Here is a 17159-nt window from a genome sequence, read left to right on the forward strand (position 1 = left end):
CGGTCGCGGCGTCACGGCGTCATCGGCAGCGCGACCAGGAGGTTCAGGTTGCACATCTCGTTCTGCGTGCCCCACCCCGGCAGCACCGGGGCCTCGGCGTCGCGCGTGTCGAAGGTGCATGTCACCTCGAGCGAGGAGCTCGGGTCGAGCAGCGGCGGCGTGCGATACCAATAGACGCCCTGCCAGTGGACGTCCCAGTCGTTCACGCGCGCGATGCAGCTCTCCTGCGTCCCCGACCCCACGCGCAGTTCGAAGGTGCGCCCGCGCTCGTGCATGTGCGGCATCACGCCGAGCACCTCGATCGGCGGCAGCCCCGGGTCGAGCGCGAGCTCCGCCCGCGTCCTGCGCCATGTATAGGCGGCGTCCTGCTGGCCGGGCGGCAGCGTGTCCGGGCCGTCCGGCTCGAAGAGGGTCGTCATGAAGCCGTCGTCCCCGACGAACACCGCGCGCCGCTCCACGGTGTCCTCGTAGCGGAGCCGGAGCCGCGTCGAGTCCTCGGCGGAGGCGCCCGCGTGGTCATGGATGTTGTAATGCACCTGGACGACGAAGGCGTCCTTCGCGGAGACCGGCGCCCCGGTGCCGCCGGGGAACTCGACCACATCCTGCCCGGGCGCCCAGGCGAACAGCGGCTGGAACGGCAGCTCGTCGGCCGGTCCGCCGAAGCACTCCCAGCCGGGCCGGTCCGGCGAGGCATCGTCGAGCTCCGTCATCACGTCCTGGTTCGTCTTGCCCTCCACCAGCGACGCCTCCGAGGGGGTCACCCGATAGACCGTGACGTGATGAACGATGGACCGGACCCCGGGCGTCACCTGATATCCGGTGATGAAGCTGTCCGCGTCGAGGCTCGGGTCCACGGGGAAGCACCTCCACTCGTCGTGGGCCGCGAGGGGATCGGCGGGGTCGACCAGGGGGGTGATCGGCGGCGTCATGTAGTCGACCCCGCCCTCGAGCGTGGGCACGGGCGGGGTGGGCGGCGCGCCCGCGCGATCACCCTCGGCGCGCGCCCCGGTCGCCCAGCGATGGATGACGTCGAGCTCCCCGGCGGTGAGCGTCTCGTCGTCCTTGAAGTCTCCGCACGAGCCGTCGTGCTTCACAAGGAAAGGGGGCATATGGCCGCCCCGCACCGCGTCGTCGATCGCGCCGGCGCGCGCCTTCGCCGAGATGTAGTCGTCGAGGCGGAAGGGCGCGAGCCCGCCCTCCTGGTGACACGCGGTGCACTTGGACGCCGTTATCGGCGCGACGTCCTGCCAGAACGTCGGCTCCTGCGCCGTCTCCGCCTCCTGCGCCGCGCATCCGAGGGAAAGCGCGAGGAGCGGCACGGAGGCCGCGAGGCCGCGCGCGTGGAGGAGCAGGGTCGTCGTTCGCCTCGATGGCCTCTCGTCGTGCTGTTTCAAGCGGACCTCCAGCAACTGTTTACGTCGTACACGGTACCGTGTGTGGTATACGCAGTTGAAGGATGGCTGTCAAACCAAAGAGACGGCGAAAAACTGCGACGGAGTACAGCGGGGGCGGCGACGCCGTGCGCAGCCTCAAGCTCCTCTGGGGGGTCAGGAAGCGGCCGAGCCGGGGGCCCAGGCCCGGCCTGAGCCTCGATCAGATCGTGCGGGCCGCGATCGAGCTCGCCGACGGCGAGGGGCTCTCGGCGCTGTCGATGCAGCGGGTCGCCGGGAAGCTCGGGTTCACCACGATGTCGCTGTACCGGTACGTGCCGGGCAAGGCCGAGCTCCTGGATCTCATGCTGGACACCGTGGCGGGGGAGCTGCCCCTCGTGGACAGCGTCCCCGGGGGATGGCGGGCCAAGCTCGAGGCGGCGGCGCACGCCGACTGGGCGCTCTACCACCGCCACCCGTGGTTCTTGCACGTGACGCCGGTGCGCCCCGTGATGGGGCCGAACGGGATGGCGGCGTACGACGCGGAGCTCCGCGCGGTCTGCGGGATCGGCCTCACCGCCCGCGAGGTGCTCGCCGCCGTCCACCTCGTCGACGGGTACGTCCGAGGCGCGGCGAGGCTCTCGGTGGACGCGGTCGAGGCCGAGCAGGAGACCGGCGTCACCGACGAGCAGTGGTGGTCCGAGCGCGCGTACTTCTGGGACAAGCTCTTCGACCCGGGGCGCCACCCGACGATGGCGAAGCTGATGCGCTCGGGCGCGTTCGACGACCACCCGTTCACGGAGGACGTGTTCCTGTTCGGCCTCCAGCGCGTGCTCGACGGCATCGAGGCGCTCGTCCGGTCGCGCTCCGGTCAGTGTGACGAAAGTCCCGAAACGTCACGACCCCCGGCGCGCGTGGGTGACGAAACTCCCGGCGACGCCCCCCGGCGTGACGAGGGGCCGACGTGCGCGCAGTGCGGCCGCGAGATCGCCCAGCCTGCCACGGGGCGGCCGCGGGCTTACTGCTCGCGGGCGTGCCAGCAGCGCGCATACCGGGCGCGCAACGCGTCCGACGGGCGGTGATCGCCCCCCCTGTGCGCCTGCCGCCGGAGCGTGGCCGTACCCCTCAGCGCGCCGCCAGCATCCAGGCCCACTGTTTTCGGCGACCACTCGTCTCTGAGATTTTTTCCTGCATGCATTGACGCACTCCGGCTGTGGCCAGTAGCGAGCCGTGCCAGGAAGCAGGGGTATGGTGCAGTTGCATGCAGCGCTGTCGAGGCATCGATGTGCCGTCTCGCATCGGATGGTGGGGCAGCGGCGGCAGTGCGGGCAACGGCGGCGCCGGCAACGAGGGCGGCGGCAACCGTGGCAGCGGCGGCGGCAACGACGTCGGCGGCCCGCGCGCGCCCCCGCGAGCGTGTACGTGGCGCCCGACGACCACGGCGACGCGTGCTCGTGCTCCGCGAGCGGTCGGCGCCGACGTGGTCGGCCGCGAGACCGCTGAGCACCACCACCCGATCGTGCGCCTCGTCGTAGGCCCCGCCCTGCATGAACAGGCAGCTGTTGGCGTCGGCCACGTGGCTCCAATCGCGGCCATCCCCGCTGAAGCCGCATCCGTCGCGGCGAGCCGCTTCCAGTCAGATGCCGGCCCCGCGCGCCAGAAGGACCATCCCCGTCCCCATCACGGCGGCGCCGGCATAGCGCAGCCCCCGCGACAGGGACTCTCGACCGGCGGCGAGCTCGCCGAGGACGAGACCGCAGAGGTGAAGCACGGTCGTGCTCAGCAGAAAGCCCATGGCATACAGCGCCGGGCTTACCGCATGAGGCATCTCCAGGCCGTGGGCATGTCCGTGAAAGACACCGAACATCGCCACGCATCCGGAGAGCAGGAACGGTGAGGAGCCACGGGTCGTGGTGACGATGCCGAGACCGAGCGCCGCGACCGACGCCGCGATGCAAAGCTCGCCCAGGGGCATGGGCCATTGCGCCATTCCCAGGAGGCCGCCGACCAGCATCGCGGCGACGAACGTGGCGGGGATCCGGAGGAGGTGCTTTCCGCCGAGCTGCGAGCTGACGACACCGACGCTCACCATCGCGAGCAGGTGGTCCGCGCCGAACACCGGATGGAAGAGGCCCTTCAGAAATCCCGCATCGGCGCCGCCCGGGTGGGCCCAGCTCACGGAGGGCCGCGAGACGAGCGTGGCGACGAGCAGGGCGCGCGCGCCGGGACATGAAGCCCATCCCATCGTCTTCTGGATCGTGGATCTCATGAAGCGCCTCTCCTCGTCAGGCGTTCGCCACGCGCGCCGCCGTCGATGCAGGATCGCTGTGGAAGAGCTTGTAGGCGAGCGCCGCGAGCAAGAGCTCGGTACCTGCGATGAGCACGTTCGGGTAGAGCGGGACGCCCGCGACGACCGGGAGCGGCACGTCGGGTCCCGCGAGCAGGCTGGTCCCCGGGATGAGCCACGTGATGTAGAAGAAGGGCGTCCAGATGATGACGACGATCCAGGCCGCCACGTTGAACCCGACCTGCGGCTCCATGGACCGCCGCCACACCATCCACAATCCGACGATCGTCACGCCACACAGGATGAGCAGCATGAGGGCGTCATGAAAGCGCGCATGCTCATGCCATTCAGGGTTGAACAGGTGGGTTTTATTCCAGTCCACGCCGACAGCGACGATGGCGCCGCTCGCCAGAACGAACGTGAGAACGACTCTTCCCAGGGTACTTCGGTCCATGGTGATAGGTTCCTGACTCTCGTTGGTGGAAATAGCCGGCTTCCCTCATCAGCGCGGCCACCTTGCGTTGAATTCATAGTAACGATGGCACGTGGCCGCGGCGCTGACTGGGACAGTGCAGTCTTCGCAGCTGCACGAAGCCAACGTCCCTGAAAACGATGCGACCGACATGGCCGTGAGCCCGAGCTTTTCCTTCCGCACATGATGATCCATGGGCTCTCCGCGGTGAATCACGGAGATCATAGCCGCCCATTCACCCAACTAACAATATATTGATCCAATCGATCGATTTGATCTGCTGATTGATCCATGGTACGGTCGAATGTCGTGGACCTACGACACCTTCGCTATTTCCTGGCCGTCGCCGAAGAGCGCCATTTTGGCCGCGCCGCGCGGCGACTGCACATCGTTCAGCCGGCGCTGAGCATGCAGATCCGGGCGCTCGAAAACGAGATCGGCGGCGCGCTGTTCGTGCGGACGAGTCGGCGCGTGGAGCTGACCGAAGCCGGCGCATTGCTGGTCGTCGAGGCGCAGCGGGCGGTCGCGCAGGCGGAGCGGGCCAAGGCGATCGTCCAGCAATCGCTGCGCGGCGACATCGGCAAAGTTCGCATCGGTTACGCGGGCAACGCGATCCTCACTGGCAAGATGACGGACCACCTGCGAGCGTTCCGCAAAGCCCATCCTACCGCGGAGATCGAGCTGCGCGAGATGCCACCTTCGAGGCAGGCGGAAGCCGTGTTGACCGGCGAGGTTGACGTCGGCTACTGCTCGGCGTTCGCTCTCAAGGTAGATCCGCGGTTGAGCGTCCAACCGATCGGCGCTTGGCCGCTGGTGGTCGCGATGGCAGAGGAGCACACGCTCGCGGCGCACAGGCGCGTGACGCCGAAGATGCTCGCCGGAGAGCCGCTCATCATGTTCCCATCGGAAGAGGCCGGTGACGAGGTGCTGAAGAGATTGATTCTCGTGATAGGACGCGAGCCGCGCCGGGTCCACCGCGCCGACACCACCTTGAGCATGCTGTCGTTGGCCGGCGCAGGCCTGGGCGTGGCGCTGGCTCCAAAACCGCTGATTCAGGTGAAGGTTCCCCGCATCGTCTATCGTCCGTTCGTCGCGCCGAAGAACGTCTTCGCCGAGCTGCTCCTGCTCGGCCGCGCTGACGAGACCGCCGGCGCTGTACGCGCCTTCGTGAAGCTAGCATCCGGCTCCTCGGATCGAGCCACCTCACGGTCGTAAGCTCCCTTTCGTCGATGTCGTCATGCACGCACAGAATGGATTCGATATCCAGCATATCCCGCGCGCGATGGGCCGCCGCATCTTCCATCAAGACGGCGGCGAAGCTGTCGGCGTCGCTGCTGCTGACCCGCATCTTCGTCGAGAGCGTGGAGCGGTTCTACGAAGAGCGCGCCGCGCGCCGAGGCGCGTGCGGCGCGGTCAAGAGCCTTCGTGACCAGGCTCGACCGCGATGGCAACTTCATCTGGAGTCAAGCCCCCATCGCCCCGCCGGACAGGCCGCTCGAAATCTCCAGCTATCCCGAGCGGATCGCCGTCGATGCGCTCGGCAACACCTACCTGGTCTTCGTCAACGTCTGGACGGACGGTGCCTACCTGTTGAAGCTGAGCCCTGGCGGCGATGTCCTCTGGAACCACAAGATCACGCCCCCTCCCGACGAGTACGACCACCCGCTCTACAACGCCGATCTCGCGATCGACAGCGCGCGACTCGATCCCCTTCGGCGACGCGCTCGCGCTCGATTCCGCTGGTAACATCGTCGTCGCCGGAGACGGGCTCGCCAAGCTCGACCCGAGCGGCGCCGAGCTCTGGACCCTCAGCTTCGGCGCCAGCGCTCATGGCATCACGATCTCGCCGAGCGGCGTGATCGCCCTCACAGGGGCTGCGAGCGCGGCGGTCGACTTCGGGACCGGCCCCATCCCCCACGCCGGCGGCTCCGACATCTTCGTCGCGACGTTCGATCCCTGAAACCCATGGGGGAAGGGCGCCATGTCGAGGTGCCGCGCGCCGAGCTCGGGCGTACCCCGGTGCGGCGGCGGCCGTGGGACCAGGGCGGCGGGTCGGGTGAGTCGGCCTTCGACGATCCGGGCGCTGACGTCTCGGCCGGTTCGCTGTAGGATGGCCGCGCTGCGAGGCAGACCGGATGGCGCCGATCGTCCCCGACAAGAAGAAGATCAAGAGCTTCCCTGACGAGGCCGCGTTCGAAGCGTGGCTGGCCGCAAACCACGCGCGGGAGACGGAGCTGTGGCTCCGGATCTACAAGAAGGGCTCCGGCGTACCGACGGTGACCTACGCGCAAGCGCTCGACGTGGCCCTCTGCTGGGGATGGATCGACGGGACTCGAAAAGCCCTGGATGAATCCTCGTTCTTGCAGCGGCTCTCGCCGCGCAAGGCGAGGAGCGTCTGGAGCCAGATCAACCGCGACCACATCGCCCGATTGACCGCCGCGGGGCGCATGACGCCCCACGGGCAGCGGCACGTGGACGCGGCCAGGGCCGATGGTCGCTGGGATGCGGCGTACGCGCCGATCCGCAGCGCGACCGAAGCCACCATCCCCGACGACCTCCGCGCCGCGATCGAGGCGGACCCACGAGCGCGTGAGACGTTCCAGACGCTGGGGCGCCAGAACCTGTTCGCGCTGGCGTTCCGCACGAACAACATGAAGACGCCCGCGGGTCGCGCGAGGAAGATCGCTGCGCTGGTGGCGATGCTGGCGCGCGGTGAGACCATCGTGCCGGAGCGCGGTGGGCCGTCAAAGGCGGCCCGGCCCGCGACAGAGTAGGCGAGACGGGCCGATCAGCTGCCCTTGCAGACGTCGGCGCAGGTGCCCGTCGCATCGACGCGCACGGCCCGCCCGCCTGCCTAGGCGCGCGTCAGCGCGACGACGAACTCCAAGAAGGCGCGGACCTTGGCCGACATGAGCTGTGCGGCATGATGGTACGCGTAGAGGGGATACGTCTCCTCGGCCCACTCCGGCAGCACTTGAACGAGCCGTCCGTCGGCAAGGAGATCGCGCGCGTGGACCTCGAGCACCTGCGCGATCCCATGTCCGGCGAGGCACGCCACGAGGAGCGCGACCCCGTTCACCTTCAGCTGTCCAGAGGCGTTCACGGGGACGACCTTCTTCCCGCGCACGAATTCCCAGGCGAAATGGCTCCCCGTGGCCGGATCTCGCATCAGGACGCACGGATGCTTCTCGATGTCGCTGGGGCGGCGTGGCACCCCGTGGCGCGCGAGGTACGCCGGCGATGCGCAGGTGACGACGCGCGTTCGCAGGAGCAGGCGAGACTTCAATGCCGACGGCTCCGGGTGACCGAACCGGACGGCGACGTCGAAGCCATCGCGGACCAGATCGCCCATGCGATCGCGCTCGGCGATCTCCACAGAGAGGTCGGGGTGGCGCGCGAGGAACGGTCCCAGGTGGGGTGTCAGCACGAACTGCCCGGCGCTCCCGTCGACGTTCACGCGCAGGAGGCCGCGAACCTTGGCCGAGGAGCCCCCCGCCTCGATCGTCGCGTCCTCGATGGCGGCCAGATGCGGCGCCACCGACTCGTAGTAGCGGAGGCCCTCGTCGGTCAGCGAGATGGATCGGGCGGTGCGGCGGAACAGGCGTACGCCGACGCGGTCCTCTAGGCGCGCGATCGCACGGCTGACCGCGGATTGCGTGAGGCCGAGCGCCTCACCCGCGCGCACGAAGCTCCCGGCCTCCACGACCGCGCGGAGGACGCCGAGGCCGTCCAGCGAGCGCGTGTCGAAACCACGAGACCTACTCTTGGTCATGCTCAGGCTTCCGAGGATACACGTGCAGCAGGCTCGACGGAACTCCAATCTCTCCTGCGACCGGAGCCGCGGCAGCGCGGCGGACAGCTCTTCTACAAGGGGACGCACACCATGCGTGTCTTTGTCACGAGCGGCCGAGCATTTTGCCTGGCTCGCGCGCCTCTTTGCGCTCGACAACCCGGCCTCGAGCACGCGGACGCGAGAGCGGCTGGGATGGAGTCCGCGGCAGCCTGGGCTCATCGCCGACCTCGAGCAGGGGCGTTATTTCGAAACCTGAAAAGAGAGGGCATCACATGATCACGACGAGCGAAGTAAGGTTGGGCACTGGCGGTCCTTCGGTGTTTCCCATCGCCCTCGGGTGCATGGGCATGGGGGCTGGGAGCTGGTACGGGGCAGCGGACGAGGCCGAGAGCATCGCGACCATCCACGAGGCGCTCGAGCGCGGCGTGAACGTCCTCGACACCGGCGACTTCTACGGCATGGGGAAGAACGAGCTCCTCGTCGGCAAGGCGCTGCGAGGCCGCCGCGACAAGGCGCTCCTCAGCGTCAAATTCGGAGCGCTCCGCGGGCCGGGCGGTGAGATGCTCGGGCACGACGCGTGTCCGGCCGCGACGAAGAACGCCCTGGCGCACAGCTTGTCGCGCCTCGGGGTCGACCACATCGACATCTACAGACCGGCACGCCTCGATCCCCGTGTTCCGATCGAGGAGACGGTGGGCGCCATCGCCGACATGGTGAAGGCGGGGTACGTCCGCTACATCGGCCTGTCCGAGGTCGGCGTGGAGACGATCCGGCGTGCGGCGGAGGTGCATCCGATCTGCGACCTGCAAATCGAATATGCGCTGGTGAGCCGCGGCGTGGAAGCCGGCATCATCCCGGCCCTGCGCGAGCTCGGGATCGCGATGACAGCGTACGGCGTCCTGTCCCGCGGGCTGCTCACGGGCGCAAAGCCCTCGGGCGAGGGCGACTACCGCGCACACATGCCCCGCTTCTCCGCGGGCAACGCCGAGAGGAACCAGCCCCTCGTCGATGCGCTCGCGCGCCTCGCGACGGAAAAGGGCGTGTCCCCGGCGCAGCTCGCCATCGCGTGGGTCCGCGCGAAGGGCGCCGCTCAGGGCGTGACGATCGTCCCGACCCTGGGGGCTCGCACGCGCCAACAGCTCGTGGAGGCGCTGTCGAGCCTCGATGTCTCGCTCGACGTATCGGAGGTCGCCGCGCTCGAGGCCGCGGTGCCCGCGAGCGAAATCGTCGGCGCGCGCTACCCGGAAGCCCACATGGCGATGCTCGACAGCGAGCGCTCCCAGCAGAGGCGGCCTGCGCCGTCGAGCGGCCAAGGGCCCTGAAGGGCCGGGCGCCGCCGCCCTGAGCTACCTCGCGCGTCCAGAGGGAGAGCGCGAGCCGGGTGCTCGGCGAGCGCCTCCGCCGCCGCGGCAGCGAGCGTCGCGGCCCGCCGCCCCCCGGCCCGCCGCTCCGCCATGGCGCCGCCATGGGCGATAGCCCGGCGGGTTATTCGTGGAGCGGTTCTTGCGTCGGTGCAGTGTCTTTCATCGAAGCCCGGGAGGCGGAGGAGAGTAGAGCGAACGCGGGCGACCTGTCGATCTTCCGCGAGCGGCGCCGAGCCCTCGCGAGCGGAGCCACCCCCGCGCTCTCCGATGTGTTCCGATGGACTACCATTGCGCCGGAGGAGCGCAGCGAGGAGCCGCTCGAGATGAGCTCGCTCCCCGCATCACCTTTCCGCCAGGAGCCCATGCGAGCTCGCATCTTCGCCGTGCGCGCGGCTCGCGACCCCGCAGGCGCTCGCAGCTTGCCGCGCCGCCCCCCCGCTGATAGCTCGCTGGGCGCAATCAGGAAGCGAGGGGACGTATGAGCGAATACCGAACAATCGCGGCGGCGCCGGTGCTGGTGGCGGCGTTCCGGGATCAGATCTTCGGCGTCGACCCGGCCACCGGGCGCGTGCTCTGGGAGTACAAGCAGGCCGGGGTCGGTTTCTCTTCCACAGCGCTCCTGATCACGCCTGCGGCGATCTACGCGGCGAGCTTCAGCCGCGTCGCCTGTCTGCATTACCCGACGGGCGAGCTGCTCTGGGAGGTGAAGGCCGCCACGCAGGGCCGCGCCACGCTCCTCCTGGAGGGAGACCGGCTCTTCGTCGCCAAGCAGGGCGAGGTGGAGTGTTTCTCGCTCACCGGAAAGAGCCTCTGGCACAACCAGTTCAAGAGCAAGGGGATGGGCCCGGTCGCCCTGGGCGTGCCGGACAATGTGGCGCAGCCGGACGACAAGGACTGACGCTCCCCCGGCGCTACGCCGCCCGCGCCTCCCAGTCGATCCGGTACGCGTGCACGCGCGCCTGCGCCGCCGCGCCGAGCCGCAGGAACAGCGGCAGCGCCCGGTCGCGGAACCACTCGGCCACCGGACCGGCGACCGCCTTGCGGCTGCCGTACCGCCGCGCCTGGCGGACGATCGCCTCGACGCGCGGCCGCCGCAGACGCTCGAAGGCCGCGAACGCCTGCTCCGGCTCGGCCGCGTCCCGGAGCCGCCGCGCGAGGAGCCGTCGCCCCGAGAAGACGACGCTCTGCGAGATCGTGCGCGACAACGTGGAGACGCTGTACGGGGCCATCGACGACGGCGCCATCGCCGTCCGGATACCCAAGCACGCGAAGAAGGAGCTCGAAGCCTACCTCGACCGCGGGCTGCTCTGCCGCGGGTTCGCGCGGCTCCGGTGCGAGCGCTGCGAAGAGAGTCGGCTGGTGACCTCGCCCGAGCTCCGCATCGTGCCCGACCGGGCGCGCGCCGCGGATCTCGGCGTGAGCGTCGAGGCCATCGCGACGACGCTGAACACGCTGCTCGGCGGCGGGCGCATCGCCAAGTACAACGACAACGGGCGCCGCATCGACGTCCGCGCGCGCCTGCTCGCGGAGCAGCGGAGCCGGCCCGAGGACCTCGCGCGCATCCAGGTGAGGAGCGCGTCGGGGGCGCTGGTGCCGCTCACGTCGGTGGTCAGCTACGAGGAGCTCCCCGCGCTGCAGGCGATCACGCGCCGCGATCGCGAGCGCGCGATCTCGATCTTCGGCAACGTCGCGCCGGGGCACTCGCAGGGCGAGGCGGTCGCGCGGGTCGAGGCGCTCGGACGGGACCTGCCGGCCGGCTACCGCCTGGTGCTCGGCGGCCCGAGCGTGACGTTCCGCGCGTCGATGGGCGGCCTCCTCTTCGCGCTCGTGCTCGGGATCCTGGTCGCTTACATGGTCCTCGCGTCCCAGCTCAACTCGTTCCTGCACCCGGTCACGGTGCTGACGGTCCTGCCCCTGTCGATCGCGGGCGCCGCCTTCGCGCTGCTCTTCGCCGGGCAGACCGACGTGCAGGGCCGCGTCGCGCGGCTCCGGACGCGGCGCGCAGGGCGAAGCGCGCCCGCCAGCACGGCGCACCCGGCCACGCCGCAGCCATAGCGGCGCCTTCCCTCCACCGGCGGCGTTACCGGCGTGGCGGCCCCATGGAGATCGTCTGGCCCATCGCGGGCAGCGGCGGACCGGTGATGATCGCCTCGCTGCCGGAGCGCCCGATGGACAGGTGCCTTGCCGATCGGAGCCTCTTGGCCCACCTGTTCGTCCACGAGCTCGACTACCACACGCCCTGCTACCGACAAGACGTGGAGTCGGACCGGCACGGTTTCCGCATCGGCCGCGGCAACATGACAGGCTGGCAGTAGGATTGTGGTCGGGCAGTCCGGCGATGGCCGCGGTCCGGCGTCCACCCCTCTTAACGCGGCGCTCCGAAGGAGCCCTGCCAGCCATGTCCTCCCTCGGGCCCGAAGATACCCGCGGGCCGGTCGATTGGAATTGACACCGGCAATGTGAGCGTTCACATTCCAGTCGAGGACCACCCCTTTGTTTCGGTTTGCTCGGGTCCTCCTGAGCACCGAGCTCTTCGTCAATATGATCCCATTCAGTCAATTTTTACACCGATCCTGTTCGCTCGGTCGTCGCGGAAGCGATTGCTGATCGATGGTGATCGGCGTTTTGCCAAGAGCGATCCAATAGAGGACGCGACAGCCCTCGTTTGTTCGACGGCTGTCGTGAAATCCTGGATGCTGTCCACCGGAGACGATTTCGTCAAGAATCCGGCGATGCTGGCGAAGCGACCGGATGGCAAGCTCGGGAACGAGGGAACCTATGTTGCGGCGGGTTGTGCTAAGACGCTCCTCGGGCGCACCGGTGTCATCACGCCGGCCCCGTCCGGGAGCTCGTCTGAGCCGGGTGGGAGGCACTTTGCCAGGGAGGCGGATCCCGTAAGGAACGTTCTGTCACCTGAGGGGAGTGTGGCGAGTCGCCCTTGACACGCTCGAATCGTTTAGTTTCCTTTTCACCTGATTCCAGTACGTAGGAGACCTGTGATGCAAGATCAAACGTTCAGCCGACTCGCCTTCTGTGTCGCCCTTGCGAGTTGGGTCGCGGTTTCGTGCGCCCCCGCCGAGTCCGACTCGAACAACGACGGAGGGGGCGGAGGCGTCGTAGCGGGCGGAGGGGGCGGAGGCGTCGTAGCGGGCGGAGCGACGACGACCGGCTCCGTTAGTAGCACGAGCGGCAGCGGCGTTGCGACCTCTAGCAGCACCACCGTGGCTGGGACCGGCGGTGACAACAGCGGCGGGAGCGGCGGGGCTGAGCCGACCGGCAGCGGCGGTGCTGGCACGGGTGGCTGGCCCGAAGGAGCCATTCCCATGGGGAACGCGCCTGTGCGGAGCGCGGGGTGCGGCAAGGCAACCACGTTGACGACCAAGGAGTATACGATCTCAAGTTCGGGCCAAAATCGCGTGTACTACGTCGATATGCCCAAGAACTACGACATGAACAAGCCCTACCGGCTGTTCTACACTTCACATTGGATCGGCAGCCGCTGGCAAGACGTCGAGGGGCAAGACTTCTACTTTCTCAAACCGCAGATGGAGGCCGACGGAGAGCAAGCCATTTTCGTGGCCCCCTCCTCGGACGGTGCAACGTGGCAAGAGAAGGACCACGCGCTGTTCGACGACATCATGGCGTTCATGAATGAAAATGTCTGCTACGACACGACCCGCGTGTTCGCGACCGGCTTCAGCTTCGGAGGGATGATCACCTATTCGCTGTCGACGAACCATCAGGCGGAAATCCGTGCGGCCGTGGGCATCGCCCCGGCCAACTACAACATCTGGTTGCCTGAAAAGACGCGGAAGCCCATTGCTTGGATGCACACGACGGGCATGAGCGACGGGACTTGCCCCTGGGTGAACAACGAAGGTCAAAAGAGAGGGGCCAAGTTCATCGCCCTCGAAAAAGCCGAAGACAACGGCTGCACGATTCCGGACAACATCCCGACTTCAAACGGCGCGTACAGCTGCTACGATTTCAAGGATTGCGATCCGGAACATCCGACGCGGGTGTGCACCTTCGGCGGCGGGCACACGAACATCGACGGCAATCCGAACTGGATTCCCATCGAGTCGTGGAAATTCTTCAAGCAGTTCTGACCGACGTCCTCGCCGCGGACGGGGCCCTCGCCCGCGCGTAGCGCCGCGCTCGGGGCGTCTCGCCTGCAGGGGAACAGGGGCCGCCTCCAGACGCCCGAGCCGGGAACCGATTCAGCCCTTCGACTTTACGGGTCGGAACGGGTGCAGGAAGGCCGCCAGGCTCTGCGCGTTGCGCGTCTGCAGGAAGACCTGCCCGGCGGCGGCGGAAGTCGACGCCGTGGTTGGGCTCACCGGGATGTGGGTGTGCTCGGGGAGGTAGAGCGAGTCGAAGCCGCGCGCCTCTACGGCGCGCGCCAGCTCTACGATGCCGATACCGCGATCGATGACGAAGTGGTAATGCCGCAGCGCATGGGCTCTCTTACCACGTCGCCGTAGCGCACAGCGCGGGAAGAGGAAGCGGCGCTCCTACGGCGCTCGCCGCGGCGCTCCGCTTCAATCCTTCAGGGCGATCTAAGCCCCAGGCATCTTGAGGCCGCGCTCGTCCATCACGGCTTTGTTGCGCGCCTCGCTCTTCGCGTACGCCGGGCGGGCTCTGACCCGCTCGGCATACCCGGTGAAGCTCGGGCGCGGCTCGAGCATCTTGAAGTCGAGCATGTACGCGATGGTGCCGCCGAAGATGACGTCGGCCATCGAGAACTCCTTGCCGAGGACGAAGTCACGGCCAGAGATGGCCGATTCCATCGTCGCGATCATGTCGTCGTAGTTGCCCCAACCGGCGGAGCCGGTGCGGAACTCCCAGTTGCCGGCCTTGGCCATCGAGCCGGGCTCGATGACCGAGGGGGCGAAGAGCGACCAGCGAAAATACGTGCCGCGCGCCGCGTCGTCGAGCTTCGGCGCGAGGCGGCCCGGGGCATAACGATCCGCGAGATAGAGGCCGATCGCCGCGGATTCGGTGACGACGGTATCGCCGTCGACGAGCAAGGGCAGCTTGCCCATCGGATTGAGCTTCGTGACGTCCTCCTTCTTCTGGTCGCCGGCCATGATGTCGACGAACTTGAGCTTGTACTCGACGCCGACTTCCTCGAGCATCCACACGGTGTTGGCGGCGCGCGAAAACGGGTGGTGGTAAAGAACGATGGCCATGGTGGTGTCTCTTTCTCCGTTCGTTTCCGCCGGTCGGTCGGCGGCGCGACGGAGGCTACCAGAGGCCGGCCCCGTTGGGCGCGGCGCCAGGTGCGGCAGGGTTGAATTCCTCTGCCCGCCGCGTTCATGGCTCCCGCCTCGGCGCGTGGCGACCTCGACCGCTACCCGGCGATGATCACCGGCTCGAGCCGCGGCCACACGAACGAGAGCGCGCAGGCGCCGCGTCGGCGCCTCCAAAGCTCGTCCAGCGGGCCGAGCACGCGGGCCTGCGCCGCAGGCTGCTTCGTTCAGGCGGCCACCTGGATCGACCGGTTGTTCTGGCGGGATTTCTGACCCGCGGAGCTAGCCCGTCCGGTCAGGCGGCGGCGTGCGGGCAGCAGCGCGGTATGGCAAGCGCTCTCGCCGCGGCAAAGCCGCCGGATGGCCCCGCTGCGGGCGTGGCGAGAGCGGTAGCGGCCGCGCTCTCACGCCGTGTCCCGCGGCGCGCCGACGAACGCGCTCTCGTCGTAGTGGCTCCGCGGGTTCCACGCAGCGTAGCCCGCGCAGCCGGCGTCGTCGTTCGCGCGGATCTGCTCCTGGATGTGCCACGGCGTGTACTCGTACCGCTGCATGGGGCGCGAGCTGTCCAGATCGAACGCCTGGATCCAGCTGCGCAGCAGCCCGATGCGCCCGGGAAGCGCTGCCACCCTGCGCCAGCCGGCCGAGAGCGAGGCATACAGGGTCTCGTAGGGGTGATGCGCAGGGTTCGCGAACCCGAAGCTGCCAGGGCCCCAGTGCGATGGGTACGGCATCGGCATCACGTAGTCGAAGAGCTCCACGGCGTCCTCCAGCCGCTGGCCTATCCCCTCCTGCGGCCCGAGCAGCGTGAACCCGAAGACATCCGCGGAGATCGGGCGAGACGCCGCATTGCCGACCTCCGCGCGGAGGAACTCGAAGAAAGCGCGGATCGTCGGCACTCTCTCCTCGATCGGCGTCCGCGACCGCGGCTCGCGCGCGGCGCCATAACGCACATAATCGTAGTTCACCTCGTCGAAGCCGGCGTCGTACGCCCGGAGCGAGATCTCCGCGATCTCGTGCCATCGCGGCTGCGAGCCCGGGTCGTACCAGCCCCGCGAGCCGCCCTTGAACGCGACGAGCCGGGCGATGACGTAGATGCCGGCCTCGCGCAGGGCGCCCAGCTGGGCCCTGGTCACCTCGTCACGCTCGAAGAGGAGCGCGCCACCCTCCGACCGGATATCGATCACCAGGGAGTTCAGCTCTGTCCGCTGGACCAGGGAGGAGAGCCGATTCAGCCGCTCCACGTTCCTCCCCGCCGCGAAGTTCACGTAAATCGCCTTGGTGATCGTGGGCATGCTGTTCCCCCCGGCGAGGGGAGAGCACGTCCCCGGCCAAGGGAGCACCGGGCGCGCCGGAACGCCGCGCGGGCCCTACGCGGCTTCCCGGATCCGCGCCACGCTGGAACCCCGCGAGCTCCCGCGCCCCGGGTCACCCCCGCATCGCCTGGATCGGGCTGATCCGCGCAGCGCGGAGCGCCGGGAAAAACCCGCCGAGCAGGCCCATCACCGCCGCGATCGCCACCGACGTCAGCAGGATCCCGGGCGTCGGCTCGAACGTGAACACGACCTCCGACCAGCTCGCGAAATTGACGGTCGAGAAGCGCACGAACCTCATCCCGAGCGCGGCGAGCACGCCGAGCGCCCCGCCCGCCAGCGCGAGGAGGACCGACTCGATGAGGAACGACACGAGGATGCTGAACCGCGAGAAGCCGAGCGCCCGCAGCGTGCCTATCTCGCGCTGCCGGTTGGCGATCGACGAGTGCATCGTGATCATCGCGCCGATCATGGCGCCGATCGAGAAGAACACCGCGATGAGCACGCCCATCACCTTGATGAACATGCTCGTCCCCTCGGACTGCTTCTCGTAATAGACGCTCTCGCGCATCACCTCGAGCCCGAGGTTCCGGTTCTGCTCGATCGACGCCTCGAACGCGTCGAACTTGCTGGCCGAGGCGAGCCGCGCCCGCACCGCAGAGACGCCCCCCTCGCGGCCGAACGCCGAGCGGGTCGTGTGCAGGTCGGCCCAGATCTCGGACTCCGACGAGGAGCCGCCGTCCTCGAACACCCCGACGACCTTCACCGGCCGGTTCTTTCGCAGCTCGAACGACTCGCCGATCGACAGGCCCTTGAAGCGGCCCCTGATCGCCTTGCCCACGATCACCTCGTCCGTGCCCGGCTGCGCCGGCCGGCCCTCGATGATCTTCACCTGCGAGCGGAACGCGAGCACGTCGTCGGGCACCCCGCGCACCTGCACGTTGGAGATGCCGTCCGTGCCGAGCTTCTCGAGGAGGATGACCGCCACCACCTCCCCCACCCCGTCCGGCTTGCCGTCCTGCCGCTTCGCGACCTCGGCGCTCGCGAGGATCACGCCGATCTGCTGCTCCTCGATGCTGCTCACCATCTCGGCGTCGGAGCCCTTCCGCATCACGATCGCGACGTCGTCCCGCGCGGTGCGCCCCAGGGTGCGCTCCACGCTGTTCGAGAGCATCAGCACCGACGCGAACACGAACACGACGAGGCCGAGACCGGACGCCGTAGCGAGGGTCGTCGTCTTGCGCACCACCAGATTTCGAACGTTGTAGGCGACGGGGATCATGAGCGCTCTCTCCCGCTTTCAGGGTGTCG

Annotated in this window: 18 protein-coding genes and 2 pseudogenes; 12 read left to right on the forward strand and 8 right to left on the reverse strand. The window is 68.6% G+C overall.

Annotated features, from left to right (window positions below; translation table 11 throughout):
- Positions 1 to 11: 11 nt before the first annotated feature.
- Entirely contained in the window at positions 12 to 1394 is a 1383-nt protein-coding gene (locus WME73_RS36690; RefSeq protein ID WP_437912571.1) for a hypothetical protein, read from the reverse strand.
- A 62-nt stretch (positions 1395 to 1456) separates the two neighbouring features.
- On the opposite strand from WME73_RS36690, the gene WME73_RS36695 reads away from it, so the two are divergent.
- The gene (locus tag WME73_RS36695) at positions 1457 to 2452 is read left to right on the forward strand and encodes a TetR/AcrR family transcriptional regulator (RefSeq protein WP_437740974.1); all 996 of its coding nucleotides are present in this window, start codon (positions 1457 to 1459) and stop codon (positions 2450 to 2452) included.
- Positions 2453 to 3006: 554 nt separating this feature from the next.
- Here WME73_RS36695 and WME73_RS36700 read toward each other — a convergent pair.
- Complete coding sequence (locus WME73_RS36700; RefSeq protein WP_437912572.1) at positions 3007 to 3639, reverse strand: HupE/UreJ family protein; 633 nt, start codon at positions 3637 to 3639, stop codon at positions 3007 to 3009.
- A gap of 16 nt (positions 3640 to 3655) precedes the next feature.
- Positions 3656 to 4111, reverse strand: a complete 456-nt coding sequence (locus WME73_RS36705; protein ID WP_437740976.1) for a DUF6640 family protein — start codon at positions 4109 to 4111, stop codon at positions 3656 to 3658.
- Between the two features lie 327 nt (positions 4112 to 4438).
- On the opposite strand from WME73_RS36705, the gene WME73_RS36710 reads away from it, so the two are divergent.
- The 4 genes from WME73_RS36710 to WME73_RS36725 all read left to right on the forward strand — a co-directional run bounded on the left by WME73_RS36710 (position 4439) and on the right by WME73_RS36725 (position 6903).
- Positions 4439 to 5344, forward strand: a complete 906-nt coding sequence (locus WME73_RS36710) for a LysR substrate-binding domain-containing protein (protein WP_437912573.1) — start codon at positions 4439 to 4441, stop codon at positions 5342 to 5344.
- Between the two features lie 210 nt (positions 5345 to 5554).
- Entirely contained in the window at positions 5555 to 5875 is a 321-nt protein-coding gene (locus tag WME73_RS36715) for a hypothetical protein (RefSeq protein WP_437912574.1), read from the forward strand.
- A gap of 219 nt (positions 5876 to 6094) precedes the next feature.
- Positions 6095 to 6238 carry a hypothetical protein gene (locus WME73_RS36720; RefSeq protein WP_437912575.1) on the forward strand — a complete coding sequence of 48 codons (144 nt, stop codon included), beginning with the start codon at positions 6095 to 6097 and terminating at the stop codon, positions 6236 to 6238.
- A gap of 26 nt (positions 6239 to 6264) precedes the next feature.
- Positions 6265 to 6903, forward strand: coding sequence for a YdeI/OmpD-associated family protein (locus WME73_RS36725; RefSeq protein ID WP_437740979.1), 639 nt, complete (start codon positions 6265 to 6267; stop codon positions 6901 to 6903).
- Positions 6904 to 6983: 80 nt separating this feature from the next.
- Here WME73_RS36725 and WME73_RS36730 read toward each other — a convergent pair whose 3' ends face one another.
- Entirely contained in the window at positions 6984 to 7901 is a 918-nt protein-coding gene (locus WME73_RS36730; protein ID WP_437912576.1) for a LysR family transcriptional regulator, read from the reverse strand.
- Between the two features lie 115 nt (positions 7902 to 8016).
- Here WME73_RS36730 and WME73_RS36735 point away from each other — a divergent pair.
- The 3 genes and pseudogenes from WME73_RS36735 to WME73_RS36745 form a co-directional block, all read left to right on the forward strand.
- A pseudogene (locus WME73_RS36735) lies at positions 8017 to 8178 on the forward strand (3-beta hydroxysteroid dehydrogenase); the annotation flags it as partial.
- Positions 8179 to 8194: 16 nt separating this feature from the next.
- Complete coding sequence (locus WME73_RS36740) at positions 8195 to 9244, forward strand: aldo/keto reductase (RefSeq protein ID WP_437912577.1); 1050 nt, start codon at positions 8195 to 8197, stop codon at positions 9242 to 9244.
- Between the two features lie 520 nt (positions 9245 to 9764).
- Positions 9765 to 10184: an outer membrane protein assembly factor BamB family protein gene (locus tag WME73_RS36745; RefSeq protein ID WP_437306528.1), complete on the forward strand. Its 420-nt coding sequence runs from the start codon at positions 9765 to 9767 to the stop codon at positions 10182 to 10184.
- Positions 10185 to 10197: 13 nt separating this feature from the next.
- Here the strand turns inward: WME73_RS36745 and WME73_RS36750 are convergent, their stop codons facing one another.
- Positions 10198 to 10491 (reverse strand): hypothetical protein, encoded by a 294-nt coding sequence (locus WME73_RS36750; protein ID WP_437740983.1) that lies wholly within the window; start codon positions 10489 to 10491, stop codon positions 10198 to 10200.
- 88 nt (positions 10492 to 10579) lie between these two features.
- Between WME73_RS36750 and WME73_RS36755 the strand changes: the two are divergent.
- The 4 genes and pseudogenes from WME73_RS36755 to WME73_RS36770 all read left to right on the forward strand — a co-directional run.
- Positions 10580 to 11248 (forward strand): annotated as a pseudogene (locus WME73_RS36755) (efflux RND transporter permease subunit); the annotation flags it as partial.
- A 137-nt stretch (positions 11249 to 11385) separates the two neighbouring features.
- Complete coding sequence (locus WME73_RS36760) at positions 11386 to 11601, forward strand: IS66 family transposase (RefSeq protein ID WP_437740984.1); 216 nt, start codon at positions 11386 to 11388, stop codon at positions 11599 to 11601.
- A gap of 906 nt (positions 11602 to 12507) precedes the next feature.
- Positions 12508 to 13395 carry an alpha/beta hydrolase family esterase gene (locus tag WME73_RS36765; RefSeq protein WP_437912578.1) on the forward strand — a complete coding sequence of 296 codons (888 nt, stop codon included), beginning with the start codon at positions 12508 to 12510 and terminating at the stop codon, positions 13393 to 13395.
- Between the two features lie 141 nt (positions 13396 to 13536).
- A complete protein-coding gene (locus WME73_RS36770) occupies positions 13537 to 13770 on the forward strand; it encodes a hypothetical protein (protein ID WP_437912579.1) in 234 nt (77 codons plus the stop codon).
- A gap of 75 nt (positions 13771 to 13845) precedes the next feature.
- Here WME73_RS36770 and WME73_RS36775 read toward each other — a convergent pair whose 3' ends face one another.
- The 3 genes from WME73_RS36775 to WME73_RS36785 form a co-directional block, all read right to left on the reverse strand.
- On the reverse strand, positions 13846 to 14478 hold the full coding sequence (locus WME73_RS36775; protein ID WP_437740986.1) for a glutathione S-transferase family protein: 633 nt from the start codon (positions 14476 to 14478) through the stop codon (positions 13846 to 13848).
- A 464-nt stretch (positions 14479 to 14942) separates the two neighbouring features.
- Positions 14943 to 15830 carry a putative glycoside hydrolase gene (locus tag WME73_RS36780; RefSeq protein ID WP_437740987.1) on the reverse strand — a complete coding sequence of 296 codons (888 nt, stop codon included), beginning with the start codon at positions 15828 to 15830 and terminating at the stop codon, positions 14943 to 14945.
- Positions 15831 to 15963: 133 nt separating this feature from the next.
- Positions 15964 to 17130, reverse strand: a complete 1167-nt coding sequence (locus WME73_RS36785; protein WP_437740988.1) for an ABC transporter permease — start codon at positions 17128 to 17130, stop codon at positions 15964 to 15966.
- Between the last annotated feature and the right edge of the window lie 29 nt (positions 17131 to 17159).

This window comes from Sorangium sp. So ce302 (assembly GCF_051530145.1).
Classification (GTDB): Bacteria; Myxococcota_A; Polyangia; order Polyangiales; family Polyangiaceae; genus Sorangium; species Sorangium cellulosum_B.

Coding starts and splice junctions, on each gene's coding strand:
- WME73_RS36695 (WP_437740974.1), top strand. CDS start 1,457: ATGGCTGTCAAACCAAAGAGACGGCGAAAAACTGCGACGGAGTACAGC.
- WME73_RS36720 (WP_437912575.1), top strand. CDS start 6,095: ATGGGGGAAGGGCGCCATGTCGAGGTGCCGCGCGCCGAGCTCGGGCGT.
- WME73_RS36700 (WP_437912572.1), bottom strand. CDS start 3,639: ATGAGATCCACGATCCAGAAGACGATGGGATGGGCTTCATGTCCCGGC.
- WME73_RS36745 (WP_437306528.1), top strand. CDS start 9,765: ATGAGCGAATACCGAACAATCGCGGCGGCGCCGGTGCTGGTGGCGGCG.
- WME73_RS36740 (WP_437912577.1), top strand. CDS start 8,195: ATGATCACGACGAGCGAAGTAAGGTTGGGCACTGGCGGTCCTTCGGTG.
- WME73_RS36730 (WP_437912576.1), bottom strand. CDS start 7,901: ATGACCAAGAGTAGGTCTCGTGGTTTCGACACGCGCTCGCTGGACGGC.
- WME73_RS36775 (WP_437740986.1), bottom strand. CDS start 14,478: ATGGCCATCGTTCTTTACCACCACCCGTTTTCGCGCGCCGCCAACACC.
- WME73_RS36760 (WP_437740984.1), top strand. CDS start 11,386: ATGGAGATCGTCTGGCCCATCGCGGGCAGCGGCGGACCGGTGATGATC.
- WME73_RS36725 (WP_437740979.1), top strand. CDS start 6,265: ATGGCGCCGATCGTCCCCGACAAGAAGAAGATCAAGAGCTTCCCTGAC.
- WME73_RS36780 (WP_437740987.1), bottom strand. CDS start 15,830: ATGCCCACGATCACCAAGGCGATTTACGTGAACTTCGCGGCGGGGAGG.
- WME73_RS36785 (WP_437740988.1), bottom strand. CDS start 17,130: ATGATCCCCGTCGCCTACAACGTTCGAAATCTGGTGGTGCGCAAGACG.
- WME73_RS36705 (WP_437740976.1), bottom strand. CDS start 4,111: ATGGACCGAAGTACCCTGGGAAGAGTCGTTCTCACGTTCGTTCTGGCG.